This window comes from Promicromonospora panici (assembly GCF_900608595.1).
GTDB classification, from domain to species: domain Bacteria; phylum Actinomycetota; class Actinomycetes; order Actinomycetales; family Cellulomonadaceae; genus Promicromonospora; species Promicromonospora panici.
Window position 1 is genome coordinate 150,202 of the sequence record NZ_UWYY01000008.1, and the last position, 24,213, is coordinate 174,414.

Annotated in this window: 21 protein-coding genes; 3 read left to right on the plus strand and 18 right to left on the minus strand. The window is 71.2% G+C overall.

The window, feature by feature from the left end; all coding sequences use genetic code 11:
* Positions 1–6: 6 nt before the first annotated feature.
* From nuoL to EW117_RS11125, 15 genes are all read right to left on the minus strand, one after another.
* Positions 7–1,941, minus strand: coding sequence for an NADH-quinone oxidoreductase subunit L (nuoL, locus tag EW117_RS11055; RefSeq protein ID WP_129786834.1), 1,935 nt, complete (start codon positions 1,939–1,941; stop codon positions 7–9).
* A 19-nt stretch (positions 1,942–1,960) separates the two neighbouring features.
* Positions 1,961–2,260 (minus strand): NADH-quinone oxidoreductase subunit NuoK, encoded by a 300-nt coding sequence (nuoK, locus tag EW117_RS11060; RefSeq protein WP_129786640.1) that lies wholly within the window; start codon positions 2,258–2,260, stop codon positions 1,961–1,963.
* Complete coding sequence (locus EW117_RS11065) at positions 2,260–3,078, minus strand: NADH-quinone oxidoreductase subunit J (protein WP_242504224.1); 819 nt, start codon at positions 3,076–3,078, stop codon at positions 2,260–2,262. The genes nuoK and EW117_RS11065 overlap by 1 nt, the downstream gene beginning before the upstream one ends.
* Positions 3,075–3,992 carry an NADH-quinone oxidoreductase subunit NuoI gene (nuoI, locus tag EW117_RS11070; RefSeq protein ID WP_340641084.1) on the minus strand — a complete coding sequence of 306 codons (918 nt, stop codon included), beginning with the start codon at positions 3,990–3,992 and terminating at the stop codon, positions 3,075–3,077. The genes EW117_RS11065 and nuoI overlap by 4 nt, the downstream gene beginning before the upstream one ends.
* Positions 3,985–5,283 carry an NADH-quinone oxidoreductase subunit NuoH gene (nuoH, locus tag EW117_RS11075; protein WP_129786642.1) on the minus strand — a complete coding sequence of 433 codons (1,299 nt, stop codon included), beginning with the start codon at positions 5,281–5,283 and terminating at the stop codon, positions 3,985–3,987. Before nuoH ends, nuoI begins: the two co-directional genes overlap by 8 nt.
* Complete coding sequence (locus EW117_RS11080) at positions 5,280–7,883, minus strand: NADH-quinone oxidoreductase subunit G (protein ID WP_129786644.1); 2,604 nt, start codon at positions 7,881–7,883, stop codon at positions 5,280–5,282. The genes nuoH and EW117_RS11080 overlap by 4 nt, the downstream gene beginning before the upstream one ends.
* On the minus strand, positions 7,883–9,226 hold the full coding sequence (nuoF, locus tag EW117_RS11085) for an NADH-quinone oxidoreductase subunit NuoF (RefSeq protein WP_129786646.1): 1,344 nt from the start codon (positions 9,224–9,226) through the stop codon (positions 7,883–7,885). The genes EW117_RS11080 and nuoF overlap by 1 nt, the downstream gene beginning before the upstream one ends.
* Positions 9,223–10,053, minus strand: coding sequence for an NADH-quinone oxidoreductase subunit NuoE (gene nuoE, locus EW117_RS11090; protein WP_129786648.1), 831 nt, complete (start codon positions 10,051–10,053; stop codon positions 9,223–9,225). The genes nuoF and nuoE overlap by 4 nt, the downstream gene beginning before the upstream one ends.
* Positions 10,050–11,417, minus strand: coding sequence for an NADH-quinone oxidoreductase subunit D (locus tag EW117_RS11095; protein ID WP_242504225.1), 1,368 nt, complete (start codon positions 11,415–11,417; stop codon positions 10,050–10,052). The genes nuoE and EW117_RS11095 overlap by 4 nt, the downstream gene beginning before the upstream one ends.
* Complete coding sequence (locus EW117_RS11100; protein WP_129786650.1) at positions 11,414–12,175, minus strand: NADH-quinone oxidoreductase subunit C; 762 nt, start codon at positions 12,173–12,175, stop codon at positions 11,414–11,416. Before EW117_RS11100 ends, EW117_RS11095 begins: the two co-directional genes overlap by 4 nt.
* Positions 12,172–12,723 (minus strand): NuoB/complex I 20 kDa subunit family protein, encoded by a 552-nt coding sequence (locus EW117_RS11105; RefSeq protein ID WP_129786652.1) that lies wholly within the window; start codon positions 12,721–12,723, stop codon positions 12,172–12,174. Before EW117_RS11105 ends, EW117_RS11100 begins: the two co-directional genes overlap by 4 nt.
* A gap of 74 nt (positions 12,724–12,797) precedes the next feature.
* Positions 12,798–13,157, minus strand: a complete 360-nt coding sequence (locus EW117_RS11110) for an NADH-quinone oxidoreductase subunit A (protein WP_129786654.1) — start codon at positions 13,155–13,157, stop codon at positions 12,798–12,800.
* A 43-nt stretch (positions 13,158–13,200) separates the two neighbouring features.
* Positions 13,201–14,508 carry a geranylgeranyl reductase family protein gene (locus EW117_RS11115; protein ID WP_129786656.1) on the minus strand — a complete coding sequence of 436 codons (1,308 nt, stop codon included), beginning with the start codon at positions 14,506–14,508 and terminating at the stop codon, positions 13,201–13,203.
* A 146-nt stretch (positions 14,509–14,654) separates the two neighbouring features.
* Complete coding sequence (locus tag EW117_RS11120; protein ID WP_129786658.1) at positions 14,655–15,416, minus strand: response regulator transcription factor; 762 nt, start codon at positions 15,414–15,416, stop codon at positions 14,655–14,657.
* Positions 15,413–16,666 carry a sensor histidine kinase gene (locus EW117_RS11125; RefSeq protein WP_129786660.1) on the minus strand — a complete coding sequence of 418 codons (1,254 nt, stop codon included), beginning with the start codon at positions 16,664–16,666 and terminating at the stop codon, positions 15,413–15,415. Before EW117_RS11125 ends, EW117_RS11120 begins: the two co-directional genes overlap by 4 nt.
* Before the next feature lie 126 nt (positions 16,667–16,792).
* Here EW117_RS11125 and EW117_RS11130 point away from each other — a divergent pair, with 126 nt between their 5' ends.
* Both EW117_RS11130 and EW117_RS11135 read left to right on the plus strand, forming a co-directional pair.
* Positions 16,793–17,599 (plus strand): ABC transporter ATP-binding protein, encoded by an 807-nt coding sequence (locus EW117_RS11130; protein WP_129786662.1) that lies wholly within the window; start codon positions 16,793–16,795, stop codon positions 17,597–17,599.
* Positions 17,584–19,284: a hypothetical protein gene (locus EW117_RS11135; RefSeq protein ID WP_129786664.1), complete on the plus strand. Its 1,701-nt coding sequence runs from the start codon at positions 17,584–17,586 to the stop codon at positions 19,282–19,284. Before EW117_RS11130 ends, EW117_RS11135 begins: the two co-directional genes overlap by 16 nt.
* A gap of 16 nt (positions 19,285–19,300) precedes the next feature.
* Here EW117_RS11135 and EW117_RS11140 read toward each other — a convergent pair whose 3' ends face one another.
* Positions 19,301–19,996, minus strand: a complete 696-nt coding sequence (locus tag EW117_RS11140; protein ID WP_129786666.1) for a demethylmenaquinone methyltransferase — start codon at positions 19,994–19,996, stop codon at positions 19,301–19,303.
* Positions 19,997–20,169: 173 nt separating this feature from the next.
* On the opposite strand from EW117_RS11140, the gene EW117_RS11145 reads away from it, so the two are divergent.
* Positions 20,170–21,642 carry an isochorismate synthase gene (locus tag EW117_RS11145; protein WP_129786668.1) on the plus strand — a complete coding sequence of 491 codons (1,473 nt, stop codon included), beginning with the start codon at positions 20,170–20,172 and terminating at the stop codon, positions 21,640–21,642.
* A gap of 149 nt (positions 21,643–21,791) precedes the next feature.
* On the opposite strand, the gene EW117_RS11150 is transcribed toward EW117_RS11145, so the two are convergent.
* Positions 21,792–23,555, minus strand: a complete 1,764-nt coding sequence (locus tag EW117_RS11150) for a DUF6114 domain-containing protein (RefSeq protein ID WP_129786670.1) — start codon at positions 23,553–23,555, stop codon at positions 21,792–21,794.
* The gene (locus EW117_RS11155) at positions 23,546–24,139 is read right to left on the minus strand and encodes a DUF6230 family protein (RefSeq protein ID WP_129786672.1); all 594 of its coding nucleotides are present in this window, start codon (positions 24,137–24,139) and stop codon (positions 23,546–23,548) included. Before EW117_RS11155 ends, EW117_RS11150 begins: the two co-directional genes overlap by 10 nt.
* Positions 24,140–24,213: the final 74 nt, after the last annotated feature.

The following is a 24,213-nucleotide window of genomic DNA, read 5'->3' on the forward strand; positions in this document are numbered from 1 at the left end:
CTCCGATCACTGGGCACCACCGAGGCCGACCACGAGCCAGGCGACGACGGCGATCACGAGGACGCCGCCCGCCATGCCCGCCGCGTACGAGCGGACGTACCCGCTCTGCGCTCTCCGGAACACCGCGCCGAACCACGACACGGCCTGGGGCAGCACGCTCCAGCCGCGGTCGACGACGTCACGGTCGCCGACCTGCACCAGCCGGGCCACGCCGAAGGCGGGCTTCATCACGAGCGTCTCGTTGGCGGCGTCCTGGTACAGGTCCCTGCGAGCCGCCCGGGTCAGGACGGAGCCGCGCGGCGCCTCCTCGGGAACGAGCTGGACCGCGTACATCCGGAACGCGATCAGCGCGCCGAGCACCACGACCACGAGGGTGGTCGTGATGATCACCGGCACCGGGAGCACCGGCTCGTGGTGCTCGGCGTGTCCGACCACCGGCTCCAGCCAGGTGGTGAAGGTGCCGCCGATGCCGAGCACCGCACCCAGCGCGGCCGAGCCGACGCCGAGGAACACCAGGGGCCACCACATCAGCGGCGAGCCCTCGTGCGGGTGCTGGTTCTCGGTCCAGCGCGGGCGGCGTCCGCCGAACGTCATGAAGAACAGACGGGTCATGTAGAAGGCGGTGATCGCGGCGCCGAGCACCGCGACCGAGCCGAACACCCAGGCCCGCCACGGCTGACCCTCCACGGGCATGAACGCGGCCTCGATGATCCCGTCCTTCGACCAGAAGCCGGAGAACGGCGGGATCCCGAGGATCGCGAGCCAGCCGAGCCCCATGGTGATCCATGTGATGGGCAGGAACCGCGACAGGCCGCCGAAGCGCCGCATGTCGGTCTGGTCCCCCATCGCGTGCATCACCGAGCCGGCGCCGAGGAACAGCCCCGCCTTGAAGAAGCCGTGCGTGAGCAGGTGGAAGATCGCGAACGCGTACCCGGCCGGGCCGAGACCCGCGGCGAGCATCATGTACCCGATCTGCGACATCGTGGAGGCGGCCAGCGCCTTCTTGATGTCGTCCTTCGCGGTACCGACGACCGCACCGAAGAGCAGGGTCACCGCACCGACGATCACCACGACGAGCTGCGCCGTCGGCGCCGCCTCGAGGATCGGACCGGACCGCACCATGAGGTACACACCGGCGGTGACCATCGTGGCCGCGTGGATGAGCGCGGAGACCGGCGTCGGGCCGGCCATGGCGTCACCCAGCCAGGCCTGCAGCGGGAACTGCGCCGACTTGCCGCACGCGGCGAGCAGCAGGCACAGGCCGATGGCGGTGGCGATCGCCGGGGAGATCCCCTCGGCGCCGTCCCCGGCCGCGGCGGGCAGCACGTCCGCGAAGCTGACGCTGCCCACCGCCGAGAACATCAGCGCCATCGCCGCGATCAGGCCCATGTCGCCGATGCGGTTCATGACGAACGCCTTCTTGGCCGCCACCGCGTTCTCCCGGGCCGACGGCCGCCCCGTGTCCCAGAACCCGATGAGCAGGTAGGACGCCAGGCCGACGCCCTCCCAGCCCACGAAGAGCAACAGATAGGAGTCGGCGAGGACCAGCGTCAGCATGGCCGCGACGAACAGGTTCAGGTAGCCGAAGAACCGGCGCCGGTGCGGGTCGTGGTCCATGTACGCCACGGAGTACACGTGGATGAGCGTGCCCACGAAGGTCACGAGCATCACGAACGTCATCGACAACGGGTCCAGGCGCAGACCGAGGTCCACGTCCAGGCCGCCCGCGGACAACCACGTCCACAGGTGGTGGTCGATGGCGCGCTCCTCCGGCACCTGGCCGATCATGCGGGACATCAGGATGAAGCCCACGACAGCGGAGGCGGCCGAGGCCAGCACCCCGAGCCAGTGGCCCCAGCGGTCGGTGGCCTTGCCACCCAGCAGCAGTATCGCTGCGCCGATCAGCGGAAAGCCGACCAGCCAGGGGGCGAGCCCGATCACGTCGTTCACTGTCTCCCCCTCAGCCCTTGAGCAGGTTGACGTCGTCGACCGAGGCCGAGCGGCGGGTACGGAAGATCGTCACGATGATCGCGAGGCCGACGACTACCTCGGCGGCGGCCACGACCATGACGAAGAAGGCGAGCACCTGGCCCGTCACGTCGCCGTGCATCCGGGCGAACGTGACGAAGGCGAGGTTGGTCGCGTTGAGCATGAGCTCGACGCCCATGAACACGACTATCGCGTTGCGGCGCAGCAGCACGGTCGTCGCCCCGATGGCGAAGAGCACGGCGGCCAGGACCACGTAGTTGGTGATGTCCATCAGGCGTCGCCCTCCTCGTCGCGGGCCGAGCCCGTCCCCTCGCGGGTCGAGCCTGTCGAGACCACCACTGCCCCGTGCGGCGCCGGCCGCTCCTGCCCGCGGATGCGCAGCACGCGCGACACCGACTGCGGCACCTGTTCGCCGTCCGGGCCGAGCGCCGGCGTGTCCATCGCGTTGGACCGGGCGTAGACGCCGGGCGACGGCAGCGGCGTGAGGACCACGCCGTCGGGCAGCGCCTTGATACGCGCGTCCGCCACCGACGCCTGCGTCTGCTTCGGGGCGAGCCGGCGGCGGTGCGTGAGCACCAGCGCGCCGACGGCCGCCGTCACGAGCAGCACGCCGACGGCCTCCATGGCCAGCACGTAGTCGCCGAACAGCACGCGGGCCAGGGCCTGCGGGTTGGCGACGCCGTCCGGGTCGCCGCCGCTCAGGCCGACGGCGGGCGGGAACGCGGCGCGGCCCACGACACCGCCGAGCACGGCCGCGAGGCCGATGCCGATGAGCAGGCCGATCCAGCGCTGCCCCCGGATGGTCTCGGTGAGCGAGTCGGACGCGTCGACGCCGACGAGCATCAGCACGAACAGGAACAGCATCATCACGGCGCCCGTGTACACGACCACCTGCACGACGCCGAGGAACGGCGCCTCCTGCGCGATGTACAGGATCGCCATGCTGACCATGACGAACACGAGGCACATCGCCGCGTGCACCGCACGCTTCACGAACAGCAGGCCGAGCGCGGCGAGCACCATGAGCGGGGCGATCACCCAGAACAGAAAGGTCTCACCGCCCGAGATCTCCAGCGCGCCGGGGGTCATGCCGTCACCCCCGACCCGCGGGCCGGGCCGGTCGAGGCCCCGGCGGTCAGGTCGTCCACGGAGACCGAGCCCGGCTCGCTGGTCGAGCGCGACACGCTGGTCGCGCTCGTCGCACTGGGCGAGACCCGCACCGAGCCGACGGCGGCCGCGCCCGCGGACTTCTCGGCGGCGCCGGGGCCCTCGTCCGGGCGTGCCTGGTGCTGCCGCTGCGTCGGGGCGGGCGCCTTGCCGGACACGACGGCTTCCGCGGCCTCGAGCGTCGGGTCGTCCGGCCGCTGCTCGCGGACCCACTCGACCTGCGCCGCCGTCGGGCCCAGGACGTCGCCGCTGTAGTAGTCGGTGTCCGTGGTGCCCTCCACCATGGGGTGCGGCGCGGCAAGCATGCCCTCCGAGAGCGGGGCCAGCAGATCCTGCTTCTCGTAGATCATGCCTGCGCGCGTCCGGCCGGCCAGCTCGAAGTCGTTGGTCATCGTCAGCGCCCGCGTGGGGCACGCCTCGATGCACAGCCCGCAGAAGATGCACCGCAGATAGTTGATCTGGTAGACGGCGCCGTACCGCTCGCCGGGGCTCATGTGGGCCCCCTGCGAGTCGTCCGCGTTCACCTGGAGGCCGGCGTTCTCCGGCAGGGCGGCGTTGGACGCGCCCTCCACGTAGATCGCGTCGGCCGGGCAGGCCCAGGCGCACAGCTCGCAGCCGATGCACTTCTCCAGCCCGTCGGCGTACCGGTTGAGCTGGTGACGGCCGTGGAACCGGCGCTGAGTGGGCACCTTCTCCCGTGGGTACTGCTCCGTGACCGTGGGCTTGAACATCGACGACAGCGTCACGCCGAAGCCCGCGACGGGGGCAAACATCTCCCCGATGGGCCCCGGCTGGGGTCGCAGGGGCTGATACTCGCTCGCCTCTCGCTCACTCACCGTGGACCTCCTTTCCGAACCGCTTGGACGGGGGCAGCTTCTCGCCGGGCAGCGGCGGCACCGGGAACCCGCCGGCGAACGCGTCGACGGGCTCCTTCTCCTGGCCGGCGCCCGGTGGTGCTTCCTTCTTCTCGGGCCAGAACCACATGACCGCTATGAAGACGACGGCTGCCCCGATGATCACCGGGATGAACTGCTGGTAGGTGACGCCCTGCACGCGCTGCAGCCACTGCACGACGGAGAGCACGACGACCCAGCCGAGCGCGACCGGGATGAGCACCTTCCAGCCGAAGACCATGAACTGGTCGTAGCGCAGGCGCAGCAGTGTGCCGCGGACCCACACGAAGACGAACATGACCGCCCACAGCTTCACGAGGAACCAGAGGATGGGCAGCCAGCCCTCGTTGAGGGCACCGCCCAGGAACCCGTCGGGCACCGGGGCACGCCAGCCGCCGAGGAAGAGCGTCACCGCCACGGCGGACACGTTCAGCATGTTGATGTACTCCGCCAGGAAGAACCAGGCGAACTTCATCGACGAGTACTCGGTCATATAACCGGAGACGAGCTCGCCCTCGGCCTCGGGAAGGTCGAACGGCAGGCGGTTGGTCTCGCCGATCATCGAGATCACGTAGATCACGAACGCGGGGGCCAGCGGGATGAACCACCAGATCTGCGTCTGGCTGGACACGATCTGCGACGTCGACATCGACCCCGCCATGATGAACACGCTGACCAGCGACAGGCCCATCGCGAGCTCGTAGCTGATCACCTGCGCCGTCGAACGCACCGAGCCGAGCAGCGGGTAGGTCGAGCCGGAGGCCCAGCCGCCCAGGACGATACCGTAGACGCCGAGCGACGCCGCGGCCAGCACGTACAGCACGGCGACCGGGAAGTCGGTGAGCTGCGCCGGGGTGGTCCAGTCCGTCCAGGGGAACGGCAGGCTCGGCCCGAACGGGATGACGGCAAAAACGAGCAGCGAGCAGAACACCGAGATCATCGGCGCCAGCAGGTACACGAACCGGTCGGCCCGCGTAACCGTCATGTCCTCCTTGAGCAGGAGCTTCATGGCGTCCGCGAGCGACTGCAGCAGACCGAACGGCCCGTGCCAGTTGGGGCCGGGGCGCACCTGCATGCGCGCGACCACCTTGCGCTCGAACCAGATCGCGAAGAGCACGCTGGTCAGCAGGAACACCACGATCAGCACGGCCTTCACGATGGAGGCCCAGATGGTCTCCTGCGAGAAGTCGGCGGCGACGCCGGGTGCGGCCGCGGCCAGGATCACCGGGTTCATCGGGCGTTTCCTTCCGTGCGTTCCGTCGCGGTGACGGTGACGAGGTCGCCCGCCGTCGCGCCGAGCGTGTCGTGCACGCGGCTGCCTGCGCTGTTCAGCGGCAGCCACACGACGCCGTCGACCATCCGGTCGGTCACCGCGACGGGTACCTCGACGGTGCCCCGCGGTGTGCTGATCGCGACCCGGTTGCCGTCGGCCACGCCGAAGCCGTCCGCCGTGGCGGCGGACATGCGGGCCACGGCCTGCTTGGCCGTGCCCGCGAGGAACTGCTCGCCGTCCTGGCCGCGGCCCGCGTCGAGCTGCAGCCGCCACGTCGCGAGCACCGCCTGCCCGGGCCCGACGGCGGGCGGCTCGGCCGGGCCCGAGTCCTGGACCGTCAGCCGGTCGCCGTCCCACGCGTCACGCTGGGTCATCGCGATCGAAAGGTGGGCCTCGGCCGGCGACGCCGCCTGCAGGTCCACGCCGAGCTGCTGGGCCAGCACGTGCAGCACGCGGTGGTCCGGCAGGGCGCTCGAGTCGAGGGCCGCGCCGAAGGACCGCACGCGGCCCTCCCAGTTCCAGTACGAGCCGGCGCGCTCCACCGGCGGCGCGACGGGCAGCACGACGTCGGCCCGCTCGGTCACCTCCGAGAAGCGCACCTCGAGGCTCACCACGAACCCTGCGGCGTCGAGCGCCGCGCGTGCGGCGTCCGGGTCGGGCAGATCGGCGAGCTCGACGCCGCCGACCAGCGCACCGCCCAGCGCGCCCGACGTCAGCGCGTCGAGGATGCCGGCCGTGTCACGGCCCGGGGTCGCCGGGATCTCCGCGCCCCAGGCCTCGGCGACCTGGGCCCGCGCCGCGGCATCCGCGACCGGGCGCCCGCCCGGCAGCAGGTCGGGCAGCAGACCCGCCTCGACGCCGCCGCGCTCGCCCGCACGACGCGGGATCCATGCGAGCCTCGCGCCCGTCGCCTCGGCGAGGCCGACGGCCGCCGCGTACGCTCCGGGCGAGCCCGCGAGGCGCTCACCCACGAGGATGACGGCGCCCGGCTGGGCCAGGGCACTGGTGTCGATGTCCGACGTCGGCGCGTCGGCCGGGAGCAGACCGCCGGCCAGGCTCGTGGTCAGGCTGTGCAGCCACTCGGCTTCGGTGCCCGGCGCGGCCGGCAGCAGGGTGCCGGCCATGCGGGTCAGACCGCGGGTCGCGTAGGGGGCGATCGAGAAGACCTTGGTCCCAGCCTTTCCACCCGCCCTGCCACCCATCGATCCCTTGCGCAGGCGGAGGAACGTGATGCCCGCCTCCTCCTCGGCCTCCAGGCCGACGAGCAGCACGGCGGGCGCCTGCTCGAGGTCGCCGAACGTGACGCCGATGCCCGAACCGGCCACGACGTGGCCCAGGAACGCGGCCTCCTCGGCGGAGTGCACGCGAGCGCGCTGGTCGACGTCGTTGGTGGCCAATGCTGTGCGAGAGAACCGCGACCAGGCGAAGGCGTCCTCGACGGTGAGCCGGCCACCCGGCAGGACGCCGACGCCGCCGTTCTGCCGCGCCGTGGCCAGGCCGGCCGCCGCGATCTCCAGCGCCTCGACCCAGGACGCGGGCCGGAGCTCGCCGTCCTCCCGGACCAGCGGCGTGGTGATGCGGTCCGGCGCGGACTGCCAGGTGAACGCGAAGCGGTCCTTGTCGGTGATCCACTCCTCATTGACCACCGGGTCCTCGCCCGACAGCCGGCGCAGCACCTGGCCGCGGCGGTGGTCGATGCGGATCGCGGAGCCGCACGAGTCGTGCTCCGCGATGCTCTCGGTGCTGACCAGGTCGAACGGGCGCGACCGGAACCGGTAGCCCGCGCCGGTGAGGGCGCCCACCGGGCAGATCTGCACGGTGTTGCCGGAGTAGTAGGAGGAGAACGGCCGCCCGGAGGTGTCGGTGGTGGCCTCCCCGATCGGGCGGTCCACGGGCCCGTTCGCGGTGGAGCCGTCGGCGAACCCGAGCACGTCCTCGTCGTACCGGCCGATCTGCTGGTGCGCGCCGCGGTCCTGCAGCGCGATGAACGCGTCGCCCGCAATCTCCTCGCTGAACCGGGTGCAGCGCTGGCACAGGACGCAGCGCTCACGGTCCAGCAGGATCTGCGTGGACAGGGCGATCGGCTTGGGGAACGTGCGCTTGACGTCGACGAACCGCGTGTCGGGCCGGCCGTTGGACATCGCCTGGTTCTGCAGAGGGCACTCGCCGCCCTTGTCACAGACCGGGCAGTCCAGCGGGTGGTTCATGAGCAGCAGCTCCATGACCCCCTGCTGCGCCTTGTCGGCGACGGCGGAGGTGTGCTGCGTCTTGACGACCATGCCCGGTGCGACGGTCATGGTGCAGGACGCCTGCGGCTTCGGCATGGGCCGCACGTTGCCCTCGCGGTCGGGCATGGCGACCTCGACGAGGCACTGCCGGCAGGCACCCGCCGGCGCCAGGAGCGGGTGGTCGCAGAACCGCGGGATCTGGATCCCGGCCTGCTCGGCGGCCCGGATGATCAGCGTGCCCTTGGGGACGCTCACCTCGGTGCCGTCGATGGTGAAGGTGACCAGCTCGACCGGTGCGGCTTCGGTCGATGGCTTGTTCGTCGTGACGGTCATCAGTGACCTCCCGCGCCGGCGCCCGCCAGAGCGCCCGGTGTCCGTGTCTTGGGGGTGTACGGGAAGAGGGCCGACGCGCTCGGGTCGAACGGGCAGCCGTGCCCGTCGATGTGCGCCTGGTACTCCTCGCGGAACAGCTGGATGCTGGAGGTGATCGGCGAGACGGCGCCGTCGCCCAGGGCGCAGAACGCCCGGCCCAGGATGTTGTCGCACAGGTCGAGCAGCAGCTCGAGGTCGCCCTCCTGGCCGGCGCCGTCCTCGATGCGGTGCAGCACCTGCTTGAGCCAGTAGGTGCCCTCGCGGCACGGCGTGCACTTGCCGCACGACTCGTGCGCGTAGAAGTCGGTCCACCGGGTCGTCGCCCGGACCACGCACACCGTCTCGTCGAAGATCTGCAGCGCGCGCGTGCCGAGCATCGACCCGGCGGCGCCCACGGACTCGTAGTCGAGCGGGGTGTCCAGGTGGTCCTGCGTGAAGATCGGCGTCGACGAGCCGCCCGGGGTCCAGAACTTCAGCTCGTGCCCGGCGCGCACGCCGCCCGCCATGTCCAGCAGCTCGCGCAGCGTGATGCCGAGCGGCGCCTCGTACTGGCCGGGCCTGGTGACGTGCCCGGACAGGGAGAACAGGCCGTGGCCCTGCGACTTCTCCGTGCCCATCGAGGAGAACCAGTCGGCGCCCTTGGCGACGATCCCCGGGACCGACGCGATGGACTCCACGTTGTTCACCACGGTGGGCCGCGCGTACAGGCCCGCGACGGCGGGGAACGGCGGCTTGAGCCGCGGCTGGCCGCGCAGGCCCTCCAGCGAGTCGAGCAGCGCCGTCTCCTCGCCGCAGATGTAGGCGCCGGCCCCGGCGTGCACGGTGACGTCCAGGTCGAAGCCGGAGCCCTGGATGTTCTTGCCCAGGTAGCCGGCCTTGTACGCCTCCTCGACGGCGTTCAGCAGCCGCCGGTAGACGTGCAGCACCTCGCCGCGCACGTAGATGAACGCGTGGTCGCAGCCGATCGCGTAGCTCGTGATCGCCACGCCCTCGATGAGGTGCTGGGGGCTGGCGAGCATCAGCGGGATGTCCTTGCAGGTGCCCGGCTCGGACTCGTCCGCGTTGACGACCAGGTACCGCGGGCCGCCGTCGGGCGGAGGCAGGAAGCCCCACTTCATGCCCGTGGGGAATCCCGCGCCGCCGCGGCCGCGCAGGCCGGAGTCCTTGACGGTCTGCACCAGGTCGGCCGGATCCATCGTCAGAGCCTTCTTGAGCCCGGCGTAGCCGCCGGCGCGCTCATAGGTGGCCAGCCGCCAGGAGCGGGCCTTGTCCCACGTGTCCGTGAGTACCGGTGTGAGGGTCACTTCGCGTCCTCTCCGGGCTTCTTGTCCTTGCCGACCTCGGTGTCCGACGGCGTCGCCGGCTTGCGCTCCGCGGAGGAGCCCGGCTTGCCGACGGGCTGGGTGGACGACGGGGCGGTGCCCTCGGGCTCGGAGCCCGTGTCCGCGTCCGGCGCCGTCCAGCCGCGCTCGCGGGCGATCTTGAGCCCCGCGAGCGTCGGCTCGCCGGCGCCCACGCCCTCGTCCGCGCGGCCGTCGGGGAACCCGGCCAGGACCCGGCTCATCTGCTTGAACGAGCACACCGATGCGGCGCCCCGCGTCGGGACGACGTCCTCGCCGAGGATCAGCTTGTCCGCGAGCGCCGTCGCCGTCTCGGGCGTCTGGTTGTCGAAGAACTCCCAGTTGACCATCACGACGGGTGCGTAGTCGCAGGCCGCGTTGCACTCGACGCGTTCGAGCGTGATCGCGCCGTCGGGCGTGGTCTCGTCGTGCCCGACGCCGAGGTGGTCGCTCAGCTCGTCGAAGATGGCGTCGCCGCCCATGACGGCGCAGAGCGTGTTGGTGCACACGCCCACGGTGTAGGTGCCGTTGGGGTGGCGCTTGTACTGGGTGTAGAAGGTGGCGACGGCGGAGACCTCGGCGGCCGTGATACCGAGCATCTCGGCGCAGAACAGGATCCCGTCCCGGCTCACGTACCCGTCGACGGACTGCACGAGGTGCAGCATCGGCAGCAGGCCGGACCGGGGGTCCGGGTAGCGCTCCATGATGGCCGTGGCGTCGGCGGTCAGCGCGGCCAGGGTGTCGGCGTCGTAGCGGGTCTTCGTCGTGGTCTCGAGCGGTTCTGCCGTCATCGGTCCACACCTCCCAGCACGGGGTCCAGCGACGCGACGGCGACGACGACGTCGGCCACCTGGCCGCCCTCGCACATCACGGACACGCCCTGGAGGTTGTTGAACGAGGGGTCGCGGAAGTGCGCGCGGTAGGGCCGGGTGCCGCCGTCGGAGACGACGTGCACGCCGAGCTCGCCGCGCGGGTGCTCCACGGTCTGCCAGGCTTGGCCGACGGGGACGCGGAAGCCCTCGGTGACCAGCTTGAAGTGGTGGATCAGGGCCTCCATGGAGGTGCCCATGATCTTCTTGATGTGCTCCAGCGAGTTGCCCTGGCCGTCGCCGCCGACCGCGAGCTGGGCGGGCCAGGCGATCTTCTTGTCGGCCACCATGACGGGCTCGCCCTCGGTCAGGTCGAGCCGCTCCATGGCCTGCTCGATGATCTTGAGCGACTGGTAGCACTCCTCGATGCGGAGCACCGCGCGGTCGTAGCAGTCGGCGCCCTTGGACGTGGGGACGTCGAAGTCGTACGTCTCGTAGCCGCAGTACGGGTTGTCCTTGCGGACGTCGTACGGCAGGCCCGTCGAGCGCAGCACCGGCCCCGTGATCGCGAGCGCCATGCACCCGGAGAGGTTCAGCACCCCCACGCCGGTCAGCCGCGCCTTGAAGATCGGGTTGGCGAGCATGAGGTCGCTCATCTGCTTGAGGTAGCCGCGCACCTTCACCAGGGCCGCGCGGGCCTGGGTGGTGAAGCCCTCGGGGGTGTCGACCGCCACGCCGCCCGGGCGGATGTACGCGTGGTTCATGCGCAGGCCGGTCACGGCCTCGAAGAGCCGCAGGATCTCCTCGCGGGCAGTGAACCCGACGGTCATCACGGTGGTGGCGCCCATCTCGTTGCCACCGGTGCCGAGGCAGACCAGGTGGGACGTGATCCGGTTGAGCTCCATCATCAGGACCCGGATCACGGAGGCGCGCTCAGGCACGTCGTCGGTGATGCCGAGGAGCTTCTCGACCGCGAGGCAGAACCCGACCTCCTGGAAGAAGGGCGCCACGTAGTCCATGCGGGTGCAGAACGTGGTGCCCTGCGTCCACGTCCGGAACTCCATGTTCTTCTCGATGCCCGTGTGCAGGTAGCCGATGCCGGCGCGGGCCTCGGTGACGGTCTCGCCGTCGATCTCCAACATCAGGCGCAGCACGCCGTGCGTGGACGGGTGCTGCGGACCCATGTTGACGACGATCCGCTCCTCGCCGATCGCCTCGCGCGCGATGTCGTCCCAGTCGCCGTCGCCGTACGCCTCGAACGCGCGCACCGTGGACGACATGTCCTCGTTCCCGGCGGGCCTGGTCGCATGCGGGGCGTGCGGCCGGTGGTCTGTCGGAGCGCTCATGAGTAGCTCCTCCTCGTGTCCGGCGGGGGCACCGTGGCCCCCTTGTACTCGACGGGGATGCCGCCGAGCGGGTAGTCCTTGCGCTGTGGGTGGCCCACCCAGTCGTCCGGCATCTCGATGCGGGTCAGGGCGGGGTGACCGTCGAAGACGATCCCGAAGAAGTCGTACGTCTCGCGCTCGTGCCAGTCGTTGGACGGGTACACGGAGGTGGTCGACGGGATGTGCGGGTCGTCGTCGGGCGCGGCGACCTCCAGCCGCAGCCGGCGCGAGTGCGTGACGGAGGCCAGGTGGTAGACGGCGTGCAGCTCCCGGCCGGCGTCGTGCGGGTAGTGCACGCCGCTCACGCCGAGGGACAGCTCGAACCGCAAGTCCTGGTCGTCGCGCAGCGCCTGGCAGACGGCGACCAGGTGCTCGCGGGCGACGTCGATCGTCAGCTCCGCCTGCTGCGCGTCCGCGCTGTCGGCGCCGTGCAGGTCCACGACGACCTTCTCGATCGCCTCCTCGGGCGCCACGCCCGCCTCGGTCAGCACCTCGCTCAGGACGTCGACCACCTGGTCGAACCAGCTCCCGTACGGCCGCGGCGACGCCGCGGGCATCGCGATGGGCGTGACCAGGCCGCCGTAGCCGGACGTGTCGCCCGAGCCGCCCACGCCGAACATGCCGCGCTTGACCTCGACGACCTCGAGCCTGGTGGCGTCCTCCGGCGCCTGGACCTCGCCGGTCGAGCGGGTGTCGCCGCCCGGCGTGACGTCGCTCATCGCAGCAGACCCTTCATCTCGAAGGTCGGCGTGGCCTCCATCGCGGCCGCCTCGGCCGCCCGCGCCGCCTCGATCCGGTTCACGCCGAGCGGCGCGTTCTGGATCTGGTCGTGCAGCCCGAGGATCGCGTTGATCAGCATCTCCGGGCGCGGCGGACAGCCGGGCAGGTAGATGTCGACCGGGATCACGTGGTCCACACCCTGCACGATCGCGTAGTTGTTGAACATCCCGCCCGACGACGCGCACACGCCCATGGAGAGCACCCACTTGGGCTCGCTCATCTGGTCGTACACCTGGCGCACCACCGGGGCCATCTTCTGGCTCACCCGCCCGGCCACGATCATCAGGTCGGCCTGGCGCGGCGAGGCGCGGAACACCTCCATGCCGAACCGTGACAGGTCGTACCGCGACGCCCCCGCCGCCATCATCTCGATGGCGCAGCACGCCAGGCCGAACGTCACCGGCCACAGCGAGGCCTTGCGCAGGTACCCCGCGAGATCCTCGATCGTCGTCAGCAGGAACCCCGACGGCGCTTCCTCGACACCCATGTCCCCTCCTAGCTGCCGGGACCCGCCCGGCGTCGCTGCGCCGCGCCCTGGGGCGCCGCGCATGAAGTTCTGTCTCAGACCCAGTCGAAACCGCCGCGGCGCCATTCGTAGACGAACGGCACGGTGATCAGGGCGAGGAACGCCAGCATCGCCACCAGCCCGAACGTCGCGAGCGTCGTGAAGTCCACGGCCCACGGGTAGAGAAAGACGACCTCGATGTCGAAGACGATGAAGGTCATCGCCACCAGGTAGTACTTGATCGGGAGCCGCCCGCCGCCCACCGCGTGCGGCGTCGGCTCGATGCCGCACTCGTACGAGTCGAGCTTGGCGCGGTTGTAGCGCTTGGGGCCGATGATCGCGCTCGCGGCGACACCACCGAGCGCCAGTACGGCCCCGATCCCCATGAGGATCAGGATGGGTACGTAGGGATTCATGCTGTGCCCTTCGTGGACGACTTGCCCTTCGCGGACGTGATGTTCATGAGCGCGGGACCACCCTGGTCAGGCCCGCGATGACGCGATCGATCCAGTCGCCGCCGTGCGGCTCGTAGCAGTCCGACAGGAGCTTGAGCGTGAACTGCATGACCACCTTGCGCGGCAGGCCGTGCCGGACGCAGATCCGCATGATCTCGGGGTGCTCGATGAGCCGCACGAACCAGCGGCCCAGCGTGTAGTAGCCGCCCAGGTCGTCGCGCATCCGGTCCGCGTAGGTGCCGAGTGTGGCCTCGCGGGCGGCGTCGGTGGTCTTGTGGCGGGCCTGGCTGATCGCCTCGGCGGCGACCCGGCCGGCCTGCAGCCCGTACGCGATGCCCTCGCCGTTGAACGGGCTCACCATGCCGGCGGAGTCGCCGGCCAGGAGCACGCCGTCCGCGTACAGCGGGCCGCGGTTGTAGCCCATGGGCAGGGCCGCGCCACGGATCGGGCCGCGTTCCGGCTCGTGCACCAGGTCCCAGCCCTCCGGTGCGCTCTTGGTCAGCCAGGTCTCCATCAGACGCCGGTAGTCGATGCCCGCCTTCGACTGGCGCGCGGGCGTCGAGTGCACGCTGCCGAGGCCGACGTTCACCGTGCCGTCGCCGAGCGGGAAGATCCAGCCGTAGCCCGGCAGGAGGTCGCTCTTGCCCGGCTCGCCGTCCCACAGCTCGAGGTGCGACTCCATGAACGGGTCGTCGTGCCGCGGGGTGCGGTAGTAGGCGCGGACGGCGGTGCCCATGGGCCGGTCGTCGCGACGTTCCCGACCGACGCGGAGCGCGAAGCGCGAGCTGACGCCGTCGGCCGCGACCACCACGGGGGCGCGCAGCTCCTTGACGAGGCCCTCCGCGCGCCCGCGCGCGTCGAGCGGCTGGGCGGTCACGCCGACCACGCGCCCGCCGTCGTCGTCGCGCAGCGGGCCGGTCACCTTGGTGCGCTGCAGGAGCTTGGCACCGCTCGCCTGCGCGTGCTGGGCGAGGGTCTGGTCCAGCGTCATCCGGGAGCGGGCCATGCCGTAGCCCGGGTAGGTCGTGAGGGCGGGCCAGTCGAGCTCGTAGGACCGGCCGCCGCCGTGCACCCGCAGGCCGCGGTTACGGATCCAGCCGTCGTCCTCGCGGGTGGGTACACCCATGCGGACCAGCTCGGCCACGGCGCGCGGCGTCAGGCCGTCGCCGCAGATCTTGTCCCGCGGGAACTCGCCCTTCTCCAGGAGCAGCACGTCGAGTCCCGCGGCCGCGCACCAGTGCGCGGTGGACGAGCCGGCCGGACCGGCGCCCACCACGATGACATCTGCGTCGTCGCGTCTCTCTCTTCGCACGTTCACCCCCGTTGGGAACCCGCTGCTGGTCGGTTCTGACCTCGCTGTGCAGGGTTCGGCCGGGCTTCGTGACAAGCCCTTGTGAACCCTGTCACAACACCGACACCCTAGCCACACTTAGGGGGGATTGTGTAGGAAGGTTCCCCTTACTTTTGAGGCGGTGTCCGGAGCAGTCCCGCCGTATGCACGGCGATCGCAAGCTGCGTGCGGTTCTCCAGGCCGAGCTTGGTCAGAGCACTCGAGATATGGGCCTTGACCGAACCGTGCGACAGGTACATGCGCCGGGCGATCTCGGCATTGCCGAGACCCTCCGCCACGGCGACTGCCACCTGCCGCTCGCGGTCGGTGAGCTGGGCGAGACCGTCTGTGGAGCTGTCCCGTCGGGTCTCCTCCGCGACACCTGCCGTGACACCGGAGATCATCTGGTCCTGCCCGGCACCGCCGGAAGCGCCCGCAACGTGGTCGATCAGACGTCGCAGGGCGATCGAGGAGACTGTGGGCTCTCCCTCGGCCGCCGCACGGATCGCCCGGACGATGTCCGCGGGCGGCGTGTGCTTGAGGAGGAAACCCGACGCCCCTGCCCGCAACGCGTCGAGCACCACCGGCTCGGTGTCGAACGTGGTCAGGACGATCACTGCCGGCTGCTGGACGTCCACGGTCGCCCGGAGGTCGCGCAGCGCGGCGACACCGTCGAGCCTTGGCATGCGAATGTCCAGGAGGACGACGTCGGGCGCCACCTCCCGCACGACGTCGACCAGCCCGTCGCCGTCGTCGGCGTCAGCCACGACGTCGATACCAAGAGCGCCGGTGAGCATGAGGCGCAGCCCCTGGAGGACGAGCGGGTCGTCGTCGACGAGAACCACCCGGACCGGTGGCTGAGTCTCGGGTTCGGACGGGCCGGGCGTCATGGTCGCTTCTGCGGCAAATCTGCGACCAGGCGGAACTCACCATCGTGAACGCCGTACTCGAAGCTGCCGCCGTCCAGGCGCACACGCTCGGTCAGCCCGATCAGCCCCGCGCCGGCTCCGGGGATCTCGCTCGCGGTCACCCCGACGGGCAGCGGGTTGGTCACGGCGACGTGCACCTGCCCCTCCGCGGGACGGACCTCGACGGTCACGACAGCGCCCACGGCGTGCTTGCGCGCGTTCGTCAGCCCTTCCTGCACCGTCCGATAGACGGTGCGCTGCACGTTCTCCGGCAGGCCGACGAGTGGTTCGAGCTCCAGCCGTGCCATCACCCGCTGGCCCGCGTCCCGTGCTTCGTCCACCAGGCGAGGGACGTCCCGGAGCAGCGGCTGCGGACGCTCCGGCAGGGCAGCGGGCGCTACCACGGGCTTGCCGTCGCTCGCTCCCGGGTCTCGCAGCACGACGAGCACCTGCCGCAGCTCCTCTACCGCCAGATGGGCGTTGTCTCGAATCACGGCAGCCGCTTCGCGCACCTCCTCCAGCGTGGGCGGGGCCGGCCCGGCGGTCCGGTACTCCAGCGCACCGGCATGCACGGAGAGCAGCGAGACGCGGTGCGCCAGCACATCGTGCATCTCGCGGGCTATGCGCTCCCGTTCCACCCGGCGCACCTCCTCGAGCCGGACGGCGGCGAGCTCCCGTTCGCGGGTCGCTTCGGCGCGCAGGCCTTCCAGCACGCGACGCCGCGAGCGGGTCAACAGCCCGAAACTGAGCGCCAGCAGGTGCAGGAGCATCATCACGATCAGCCAAGTTCCCCAGCTGACCCCCGGGACCGGGAACAGCGCGTGGTAAGGAACGCCTGCCGCGAGGTAGCCGGCGACGAGCGGCACCGAGACGCGCGGGCGCAGGTAGGCGCCCATGCGGTACATGACCACGACGACGGCGAACCCCGAGCTCGCCGACAACGCCGCCGGCACGAGGACCACCAGCGCGACCGCCAGCGGGTGGCTGCGGGTCCACCACAGCGCGCAGCACGCGACGACGCCCATGGCGAGGTCCCAGGGCAAGAACCAGTCGGGAAAGCTGGCCACCGCGCCCGGCGCCGGATCCCAGAACGACATCCAGACCATCAGCGCGAGGACGAACAGCACCGAGTCCACGACCCACTGGACCCCGGTCCGCGACGTTCGCAGCGGGCTCAGCCCGTCGAGGACGGACCGCCGTCCGCCCTCGACCGGGAGTGCCACGGTGACCATGCCACGAGAATAGGTACGCGCTGCGCGGTGCGGCCATGGCTCGGCGCAGGTCTGGCCGATCGGCCAGGCCTCGGGACTGGCCGATCGGCCGATGCGAGCCCGTTCTCCGCACGCCAGGCTGGAGCCATGACCTCAGAGCCCTCGATCTCCTACGACCCGCCACCGGGTGCGGCGGTTCCTGCGCTCGAACTCGTCGGACTCCGTCGGGAGTTCGCGGACAAGGTCGCTGTGGACAGCATCGATCTCCGTGTACCGCCCGGGTCGTTCTTCGGCCTCGTAGGCCCCAACGGCGCGGGCAAGACGACCACCCTGTCCATGGCGGTCGGCCTGCTGCGGCCGAGCGCCGGCCGCGCGCTGGTCCACGGCGTCGACGTGTGGGCCGATCCGATCGCTGCCAAACGACTGCTCGGAGTGCTCCCCGACGGGCTTGCCCTCCCTGAGCGGCTCACCGGTGGTGAGCTCCTCACGTACTGGGGGCGGTTCCGCCGCATGCACGTGCGGACCGTCGCAGACCGCACCGCCGAGCTGCTGCGCATCCTCGAGCTCGAGGAGGCCGAGCAGCTCGGCACGCTCGTCGGCGAGTACTCCACGGGCATGCGCAAGAAGATCGGCCTCGCGACGGCGCTGCTGCACCCACCGCGCCTCCTGGTGCTCGACGAGCCGTACGAGGCGGTCGACCCGGTCTCGGCCCGAGTGCTCACGGCCATCCTGCGCCGGTTCACGTCCTCGGGCGGCTCGGTCATCATCTCGAGCCACGTGATGAGCCTGGTCGAACAGCTCTGCAGCCGGGTCGCGATCATCGCCCGAGGCCAGGTGCTCGCCGAGGGTTCTCTCGACGAGGTCCGCGGCGGGCGGACCCTCGAAGACCGGTTCGTCGAGCTCGTGGGCTCAACCGACCTCGCAGAGGAGGACCTGACGTGGATCGGGAGCTGATCTCGCTCAAGCAGACCGCCCTGCGGCACACCGCCGCCGGAACGCGCCCGGCGGGGTGGCTGATCGGTGGCGCCCTCGCCGCGGCGACCTGGGTCGCCGCTCTCCTCGCCGGCGGCGACACTGCCCGGCACTCGATCCTCACGCTGGCGCTGCTGTTCTGGGGCGTCGGCGCGGCCATCGGTCCGGTTCTGATGAGCGGAGCCGGCACGCTCCGTCCAGGCTGGTTCGCCCTGCTGCCGATCCCCCGGCAGACCCTCGGCCGAGGCCTCCTGGTCAGCGTGTACGTGAGTATCGCTGCCGCGATCGTGCTCGTCGCGCTGCTCGCAGTCGGCCTGCACGCCGTGCTGCTGGACCCCGTCACGCTCGTCGTGGCCATCTCCGGCGCGGTACTGACCTGGGTGCTCGTGATCGCTCTGTCCCGCCTGGTGTATGGCCTGCTCGGGGCCGCGATGGGCTCCCGCGTCGGGATCGAGATCGCGGGGATCCAGTTCGGGCTCATGTTCGCCGGGATGTTCGCCGGCTGGATCCCGGTGACCATCGCCATCGAGCGCACGCCCGACCTGCTGGCGACCGGCATCACCGATGCCGCCGTAACGCGGGGCCTGGACATGAGCCCCACGTCGTGGTCGGTGCTCGCCGTGGAACGTGCGGCGCGTGGCGACTGGGCCGGTGCGCTCGTCCTGCTCGGCGCTCTCACCCTGTGTGCCGGCGCGGTCGTAGCGGCGACGATCCCGCTGCTGGTCCCGTCGACCCGGCCGCACGTCCAGCGGCACCGCGGCCGACGGCGCTCCGCCGGTCTCGTCGCGGGCGGCGGGCTCCTGCCGCGCACGCAGACCGGCGCGGTGATCACCAAGGAAGTACGGCAGTGGAGCCGGGACGGCTGGCGTCTGCTCGAGGTGCAGTCCGGGGTCTGGACCGGCGTGCTCATCGGGGCGCTCGCACTGACCAGCGCAGACCTCCGGGGCATCGCCGCGTTCTCCGGCCTGATCGTCGCGTTCATGCTCGGCCTCTCGGCCTGCACCATGTACGGCCAGGACGGCAGCGCGGTGTGGCTCGACGTCGTCGGCCAGGACGAGACGTCGGTCCGGGCGGACGTCCGTGGCCGCCAATGGGGCGCCGTGCTCGCATTCCTGCCCAAGGTGCTGGTGGTGACGGCGGTGTTCGTGGTGCTCAGCCGGGCCTGGTGGGCAGTGCCGATCCTGCTCGCCGCGACCCCGGCACTGTTCGGGGCAGCCTCCGGCGCCGCCGTGGTCGTGGCGGCCGTGGGTGTCTCGCCCGGTGTCGACCCACGGCAGCGGGTCGGCCCCAACGACGCGGTCGGGAACATCACCATCCACGTGTGGATCGTGATGATGCTGATCTCGGTCGCGGTAGTGCCCACCGCCGGGATGGTCGTCGCCCTTGCGACGGCACCGTCAGCGTGGCTGGCGGCGCTCACGGTCGCCGTCGGGTTCGCCAACGGCTTCGGCGCCGCGTGGCTGCTCGGCCGGATCGCGATCGGCTACCTGACCAACCGTCTCCCGGACCTGTTCAGCCGTATCCGGTACGGCCAGGTGTTCCGCGAGACCAGAGCCGCGAGCGCCCTCGACTGGTTCGAATCCACGACACTCAGGGGCGAGCAGGTGGCCAAGGAGCGCAAGCAGAAGGAGCGCGCCGAGCGGGTCGCCAAGACCGCTGCTCGGTAAGGACGCTGGCGGTGCGTCAGGCCGGGCGGACTGCCCGGTGCAGGGCCACGATCCCGCCACTCACGTTGCGGTAGGCCGCGTGCTCCCAGCCGGCGTCGAGCATCAGGCGGGCCAGCTCGACCTGGGTGTGCCAGGTCCGGATGGACTCGGCCAGGTAGTCGTAGGAGCCTTTCTCGCGCGTCACGACGTTCGCCACCACGGGCAGCGCCCGCATCAGGTACTCCTGGTAGACCTTCCGGAACGGGCCCCACGTGGGGGTGGAGAACTCGCAGATCACCACGCGCCCGCCCGGCCGGACCACCCGCAGCATCTCGCGCAGCGCCGCGTCCGTGTCCACGACGTTGCGCAGGCCGAAGCTGATGGTGACGGCGTCGAACGACTCGTCGGCGAACGGCAGCCGCGTCGCGTCGCCGGCGACGAACGGCAGGTCCGGCCGGCGCTGCTTGCCGACCTGCAGCATGCCGATCGAGAAGTCGGACGGGACCACGAAGGCGCCGTCCGCGGCGAAGGGCTCGCTGCTGGTGCCGGTGCCCGCGGCGAGGTCGAGCACGCGCTCGCCCGGCATCGCGGCGACCGCCTCGACCGTCAGGCGGCGCCAGCGCCGGTCCTGACCCAGGGAGATGAGGTCGTTGGTCAGGTCGTAGCGGGCGGCGATCCCGTCGAACATCGACGCGACCTCGGCCGGCTTCTTTTCCAGGCTTGCGCGGGACATGGCGCCATCGTTTCACGGCCCGGGACCGGGCCGGCCGCGGCGGGATCCGAATGGTCGGCAGTTCGTCAGGTGATCGGTAGCTCGGGTTACCGATCACCTGACGAACTGCCGATCGACCGCCTTCCCCCGGCCCGGTGCGTTCGGCAGGTTGGCACGCGCTTATTCTGGGATGGATGATCGCTTCACCAGCCGGACGCACCCCCGGTGCGCAGACCGGCACCGCCGTACCCAGCACCTGGACCCTCGTCGCGCCCGCCCCGGTTGACGACATACCGCGGGGCGCACCCCATGGTCCGCAGCTCGTCGTCCGCACCGTCGCGATCGACGATCTCCCCGACACCCCGACCGCGCTCGTCGACCGGCTCCCCGACACCAACGCGCTCGCCTGGGTGCGACACGGCGACGGGCTGGCGGGCTGGGGCGAGGCGCTGCGGTTCGAGACGTTCGGCCCGGGCCGCTTCGCCGACGCCGACGACGCCTGGCGCCACGTCCTCGACCGCGCCGTCGTGCACGACGACGTGACCCTGCCCGGCAGCGGCCTGGTCGCGTTCGGCAGCTTCGCCTTCGACGACGTGTCCCCCGGCGACGAGGCCGAGGACCCCGCGCGCGCGAGCGGCGTGCTGATCGTGCCGCGCGTCGTCGTCGGCCGGCGCGGGGACCGGGCCTGGATGACCACGATCTCCCTGGTGGGCGACCGGTCCGCGCCTGTGGGCGACGAGCTGCTGTCCGCCTACCCGCACCAGCCGGTCATCAACCCGGGCAAGGTGGTCCTGGCCGACGGGGCCGTGGGCGCCGCGGACTGGCCCGCCGTCGTCGCGGAGGGCGTGGCCCGGATCAAGACCGGCGAGCTGGAGAAGGTGGTGCTCGCGCGCGACGTCGTCGCGACCGCGGAGCACCCGCTGGACACCCGGCACCTGCTCGGCCGCCTCGCGTCCGCCTACGACGCCTGCTGGGCGTTCAGCGTGGACGGCATGGTCGGCGCGACGCCGGAGCTCCTGGTCCGCAGCGAGAAGGGCCTGGTCGCCTCGCGTGTGCTGGCGGGCACCATCCGCCGGGAGCACGGCCGCGGCGAGGGCGCCGTGCCGGCCGGGGACGACGCCGACCTGCTGCACGCCGCCCAGCTCGCCCGCTCCTCGAAGGACCTCGAGGAGCACGAGTTCGCGGTGCGTTCCGTCGCCGCGGCCCTCGAGCCGTTCTGCTCGTCGATGAACGTGCCCGAGGCGCCGTTCGTGCTGCACCTGCCGAACGTGATGCACCTGGCGACGGACGTGACGGGCGTCCTGACGGACCAGGGCGCGGCGTCGGGCCGGCGTCCGCCGTCGTCGCTCTCGCTGGCCGCCGCGCTGCACCCGAGCGCCGCCGTCTGCGGCACGCCGACGAACGTCGCGCGGAGCCTCATCCGGGAGATCGAGGGCCTGGACCGCGCGCGGTACGCCGGTCCGGTGGGCTGGGTGGGCGCCGACGGCGACGGCGAGTGGGGCATCGCCCTGCGCTCGGCCGAGATCTCGCCGCGGAACCAGCGCCACATCCGCCTGTTCGCCGGCTGCGGCATCGTCGCTGCGTCGGACCCGCAGGCGGAGCTGGCGGAGTCCGAGGCCAAGCTGGAGCCGATGCGCTACGCCCTGGGCACCACCGTGCCGAGGTAGAACTCTGGCGAGGTAGGACTCTGGCGAGGTAGGACTCTGGCGAGGTAGGACTCTGGCGAGGTAGGACTCTGGCGAGGTAGGACCGGAGCCAAGAGCTCCGGTTCTACTTCGCTGCCGTTCTACCTCGCCAGAGTTCTACCTCGGCGAAATCAGGGGGTGCCCGCCGTCGGGCCCTTGCCGATCGGGTCGGTCTCGTCGCCCCATACCTGCTCCCGGAAGCTGTCCCACACCTGGATGTCGGACGTCGCGCCCATGAAGCCCATCCGGGCGTCCGAGGCGGTCAGCAGGATCGAGATGAGCGAAGCACCCTCGAGCACCTGGGTGGCCACTTCCAGGAGGTCCTGCCCGTCCGGCAGGTCCGCGTGGATCGACGACACGTACATCTGCGCGTCGCCTTCGAGCGAAACGAAGTTCGCCCGGGTGTCCGTGCCCGCCGTCGAGCCGTGGTCGTAGGCGTACGACTTGAGCCAGAACCCGTCGACGACGACCTTGTCGGCCGAAATCTTGATCGCGTCCCGGCGGCTACCGTCGTTCTTGACGGGCACGTTCGCCAGGCCGATGCCGTTGATGCCGGTCAGCGGGATCTCCAGGTCCGTGCTCTCCAGGTCGGCGGGCAGGGAGAAGACCGAGCCGTCCTCCCTGGCGCCGCACTGGCCGGGCAGGTCGATGTTGAGGTCGTACTTGCCGCCGAAGCTCACCTTGACGCACGTGCCGAGCTCCGTCTGCAGCGCTTCCTCGATCGTCTGCTGCGGGTCGATCTCACCGCACGGGTCCGACGGCGCGCTGTCCCCCGCCTCCGGGGGCACCTCGCCGTCCTGCGTCGGCTCCTGGCACTCGGGCTCGTCGTCGGCGGTGGTCCCGTCACCCGCGCCGTCGCCGTCTGCCGAGCCGGTCCCGTCGCCCGCCGAGCCGTCTGCCGGGTCGGTCACGCCACCCGTGACGTCGTCGACGGCGTCCCCGACCGGGTCCTCGCCCTCGCCCGACTCGGACGTGCTGGGCGACGGCGTCGCCGACGGCGAGGCGGAGGGGTCCGCCGCGCCGTCGTCCTCGCAGGCCCCGAAGACCACGCACCAGAACGAGTCGTCCTGCTGGGTCTCCGCGCCCGACGTCGACGCCGGCATGCTCATGCCGCCGAGCGCCATCGCGCTCGCCACGACCACCGCAGCGGACTTCTGGGAGAGGGCGCGCAGCGCGGTGCTGAGCGTTTCCACCTTGGGGATCGCCGCCGTGTCCGCGGCGGGCTCATCGCCTTCGCGCGGTGCGTCGTCGTCCGCGTCCGGGGCCTCCGGAGTCTCCGAAGCCTCCGATCCTTCCTCGGCGGTGTCCGACGCCGGAGCGGTGTCCGACGCCGGTGCGTCGGCCGCCTCGGGCGTCGCGGCGCCGGCGGGTGGGTCGACGTCGGCCCGCGGCGCGGCGGCGTCGTCACCCGAGGTGCCGTCCGCGCCGTCCGCCTCAGTGGCCGGTTCCGCGCCGTCCGCCTCGGCGGCCTCGACCGGAGGCCCCCAGGACACGACGACGATGCCGCCGATCACGCCGAGCAGGAACCCGACGACCCAGCCGCCGAGGTTCACGCCCGCGATCGAGTACACGGAGATCGCGAGCGCGATCACGCCGTAGAAGATCCGGTGCACGGGCTGGGCGATCGACAGGATCCCGAGCAGGATCAGGGTGATCGGCAGGATCGTCGCCTGCGCGCCCTCTACCCCGAACTGCAGCACGATGTTCATACCGAGCTGGTCCAGCTTGATCGGGCCGGACAGGAGCATCTCCAGACCAGCGAGCGCTACCAGCACACCCCCGACGAACGGCCGCTGCTTGCGCCAGGGGCGGAAGTCCCTGCGCCAGTCAGCAAGCTTCGCGCGAAGTCCGGGGCGGCCGGCGTGCGCCTGGCCGTCACCCGGACTCAGAAGCACTCGGTGCCGTCCGTGATCTTGAGGCTCAGGTCCGTCAGCTGGAAGACGGCGGCCTGCGTGCTCCAGGAGACCTGCTCGAGGTTCGAGATGTCGACCGAGTCGGAGTCCATGGCGAAGTCGCCGGCGTCGCCCTTCTTGGCCGTGTTCACGGTCGAGGCGTCCACGCCGATGCGGATGTTCTTGAAGATCGCGGTACCCGACAGGTCGTTCATGCCGATCTGCAGGTCGGTGGCCTTCGCGGGCTCCTCACCCGTGCCCGCCGAGATCAGGATGCCGACCTTGCCCAGCGGCGTGTCCTGCACTACCGACTGGCACAGGTTGTAGAGCTGCGCGTCCTTGATGTTCGCGATGGCGGCGGGGTGCTCCGTGCCGTCGGAGGCGGTCGCGACACCCGCGTACTGCGAGAAGCCGGTGCCCGCGAGCTGGTCGGCGCCGATCTTGAACTGGCTGCCGGAGATGGCGAACGAGACCGGCACGGCGCCCTGTGCAACCCCACCGAGCAGAACGCTGGCGGCGATGGTGACCGGAATGACGGCGAGGGCCACTCGACCCTTGCGCGACCCCGTGATCTTGCTGAGCTTCATTGGTTTCCCCTCGATGCCAATGGTGAGGACGACTACGCCGTCGTCCCGTCGCGACGTTAGCGCGATTACTGAGT

Bases quoted from the DNA above. Each gene is read 5' to 3' on its own strand.
- EW117_RS11065 (WP_242504224.1), bottom strand. From the start codon at position 3,078: ATGACCCCCGGCGCGCTGGAGATCTCGGGCGGTGAGACCTTTCTGTTC.
- EW117_RS11105 (WP_129786652.1), bottom strand. From the start codon at position 12,723: ATGGGTGTCGAGGAAGCGCCGTCGGGGTTCCTGCTGACGACGATCGAG.
- EW117_RS11110 (WP_129786654.1), bottom strand. From the start codon at position 13,157: ATGAATCCCTACGTACCCATCCTGATCCTCATGGGGATCGGGGCCGTA.
- EW117_RS11095 (WP_242504225.1), bottom strand. From the start codon at position 11,417: ATGAGCGCTCCGACAGACCACCGGCCGCACGCCCCGCATGCGACCAGG.
- nuoK (WP_129786640.1), bottom strand. From the start codon at position 2,260: ATGGACATCACCAACTACGTGGTCCTGGCCGCCGTGCTCTTCGCCATC.
- EW117_RS11130 (WP_129786662.1), top strand. From the start codon at position 16,793: ATGACCTCAGAGCCCTCGATCTCCTACGACCCGCCACCGGGTGCGGCG.
- EW117_RS11125 (WP_129786660.1), bottom strand. From the start codon at position 16,666: ATGGTCACCGTGGCACTCCCGGTCGAGGGCGGACGGCGGTCCGTCCTC.
- EW117_RS11120 (WP_129786658.1), bottom strand. From the start codon at position 15,416: ATGACGCCCGGCCCGTCCGAACCCGAGACTCAGCCACCGGTCCGGGTG.
- EW117_RS11100 (WP_129786650.1), bottom strand. From the start codon at position 12,175: ATGAGCGACGTCACGCCGGGCGGCGACACCCGCTCGACCGGCGAGGTC.
- EW117_RS11155 (WP_129786672.1), bottom strand. From the start codon at position 24,139: ATGAAGCTCAGCAAGATCACGGGGTCGCGCAAGGGTCGAGTGGCCCTC.
- EW117_RS11080 (WP_129786644.1), bottom strand. From the start codon at position 7,883: ATGACCGTCACGACGAACAAGCCATCGACCGAAGCCGCACCGGTCGAG.
- nuoH (WP_129786642.1), bottom strand. From the start codon at position 5,283: ATGAACCCGGTGATCCTGGCCGCGGCCGCACCCGGCGTCGCCGCCGAC.
- nuoE (WP_129786648.1), bottom strand. From the start codon at position 10,053: ATGACGGCAGAACCGCTCGAGACCACGACGAAGACCCGCTACGACGCC.
- EW117_RS11140 (WP_129786666.1), bottom strand. From the start codon at position 19,996: ATGTCCCGCGCAAGCCTGGAAAAGAAGCCGGCCGAGGTCGCGTCGATG.
- EW117_RS11145 (WP_129786668.1), top strand. From the start codon at position 20,170: ATGATCGCTTCACCAGCCGGACGCACCCCCGGTGCGCAGACCGGCACC.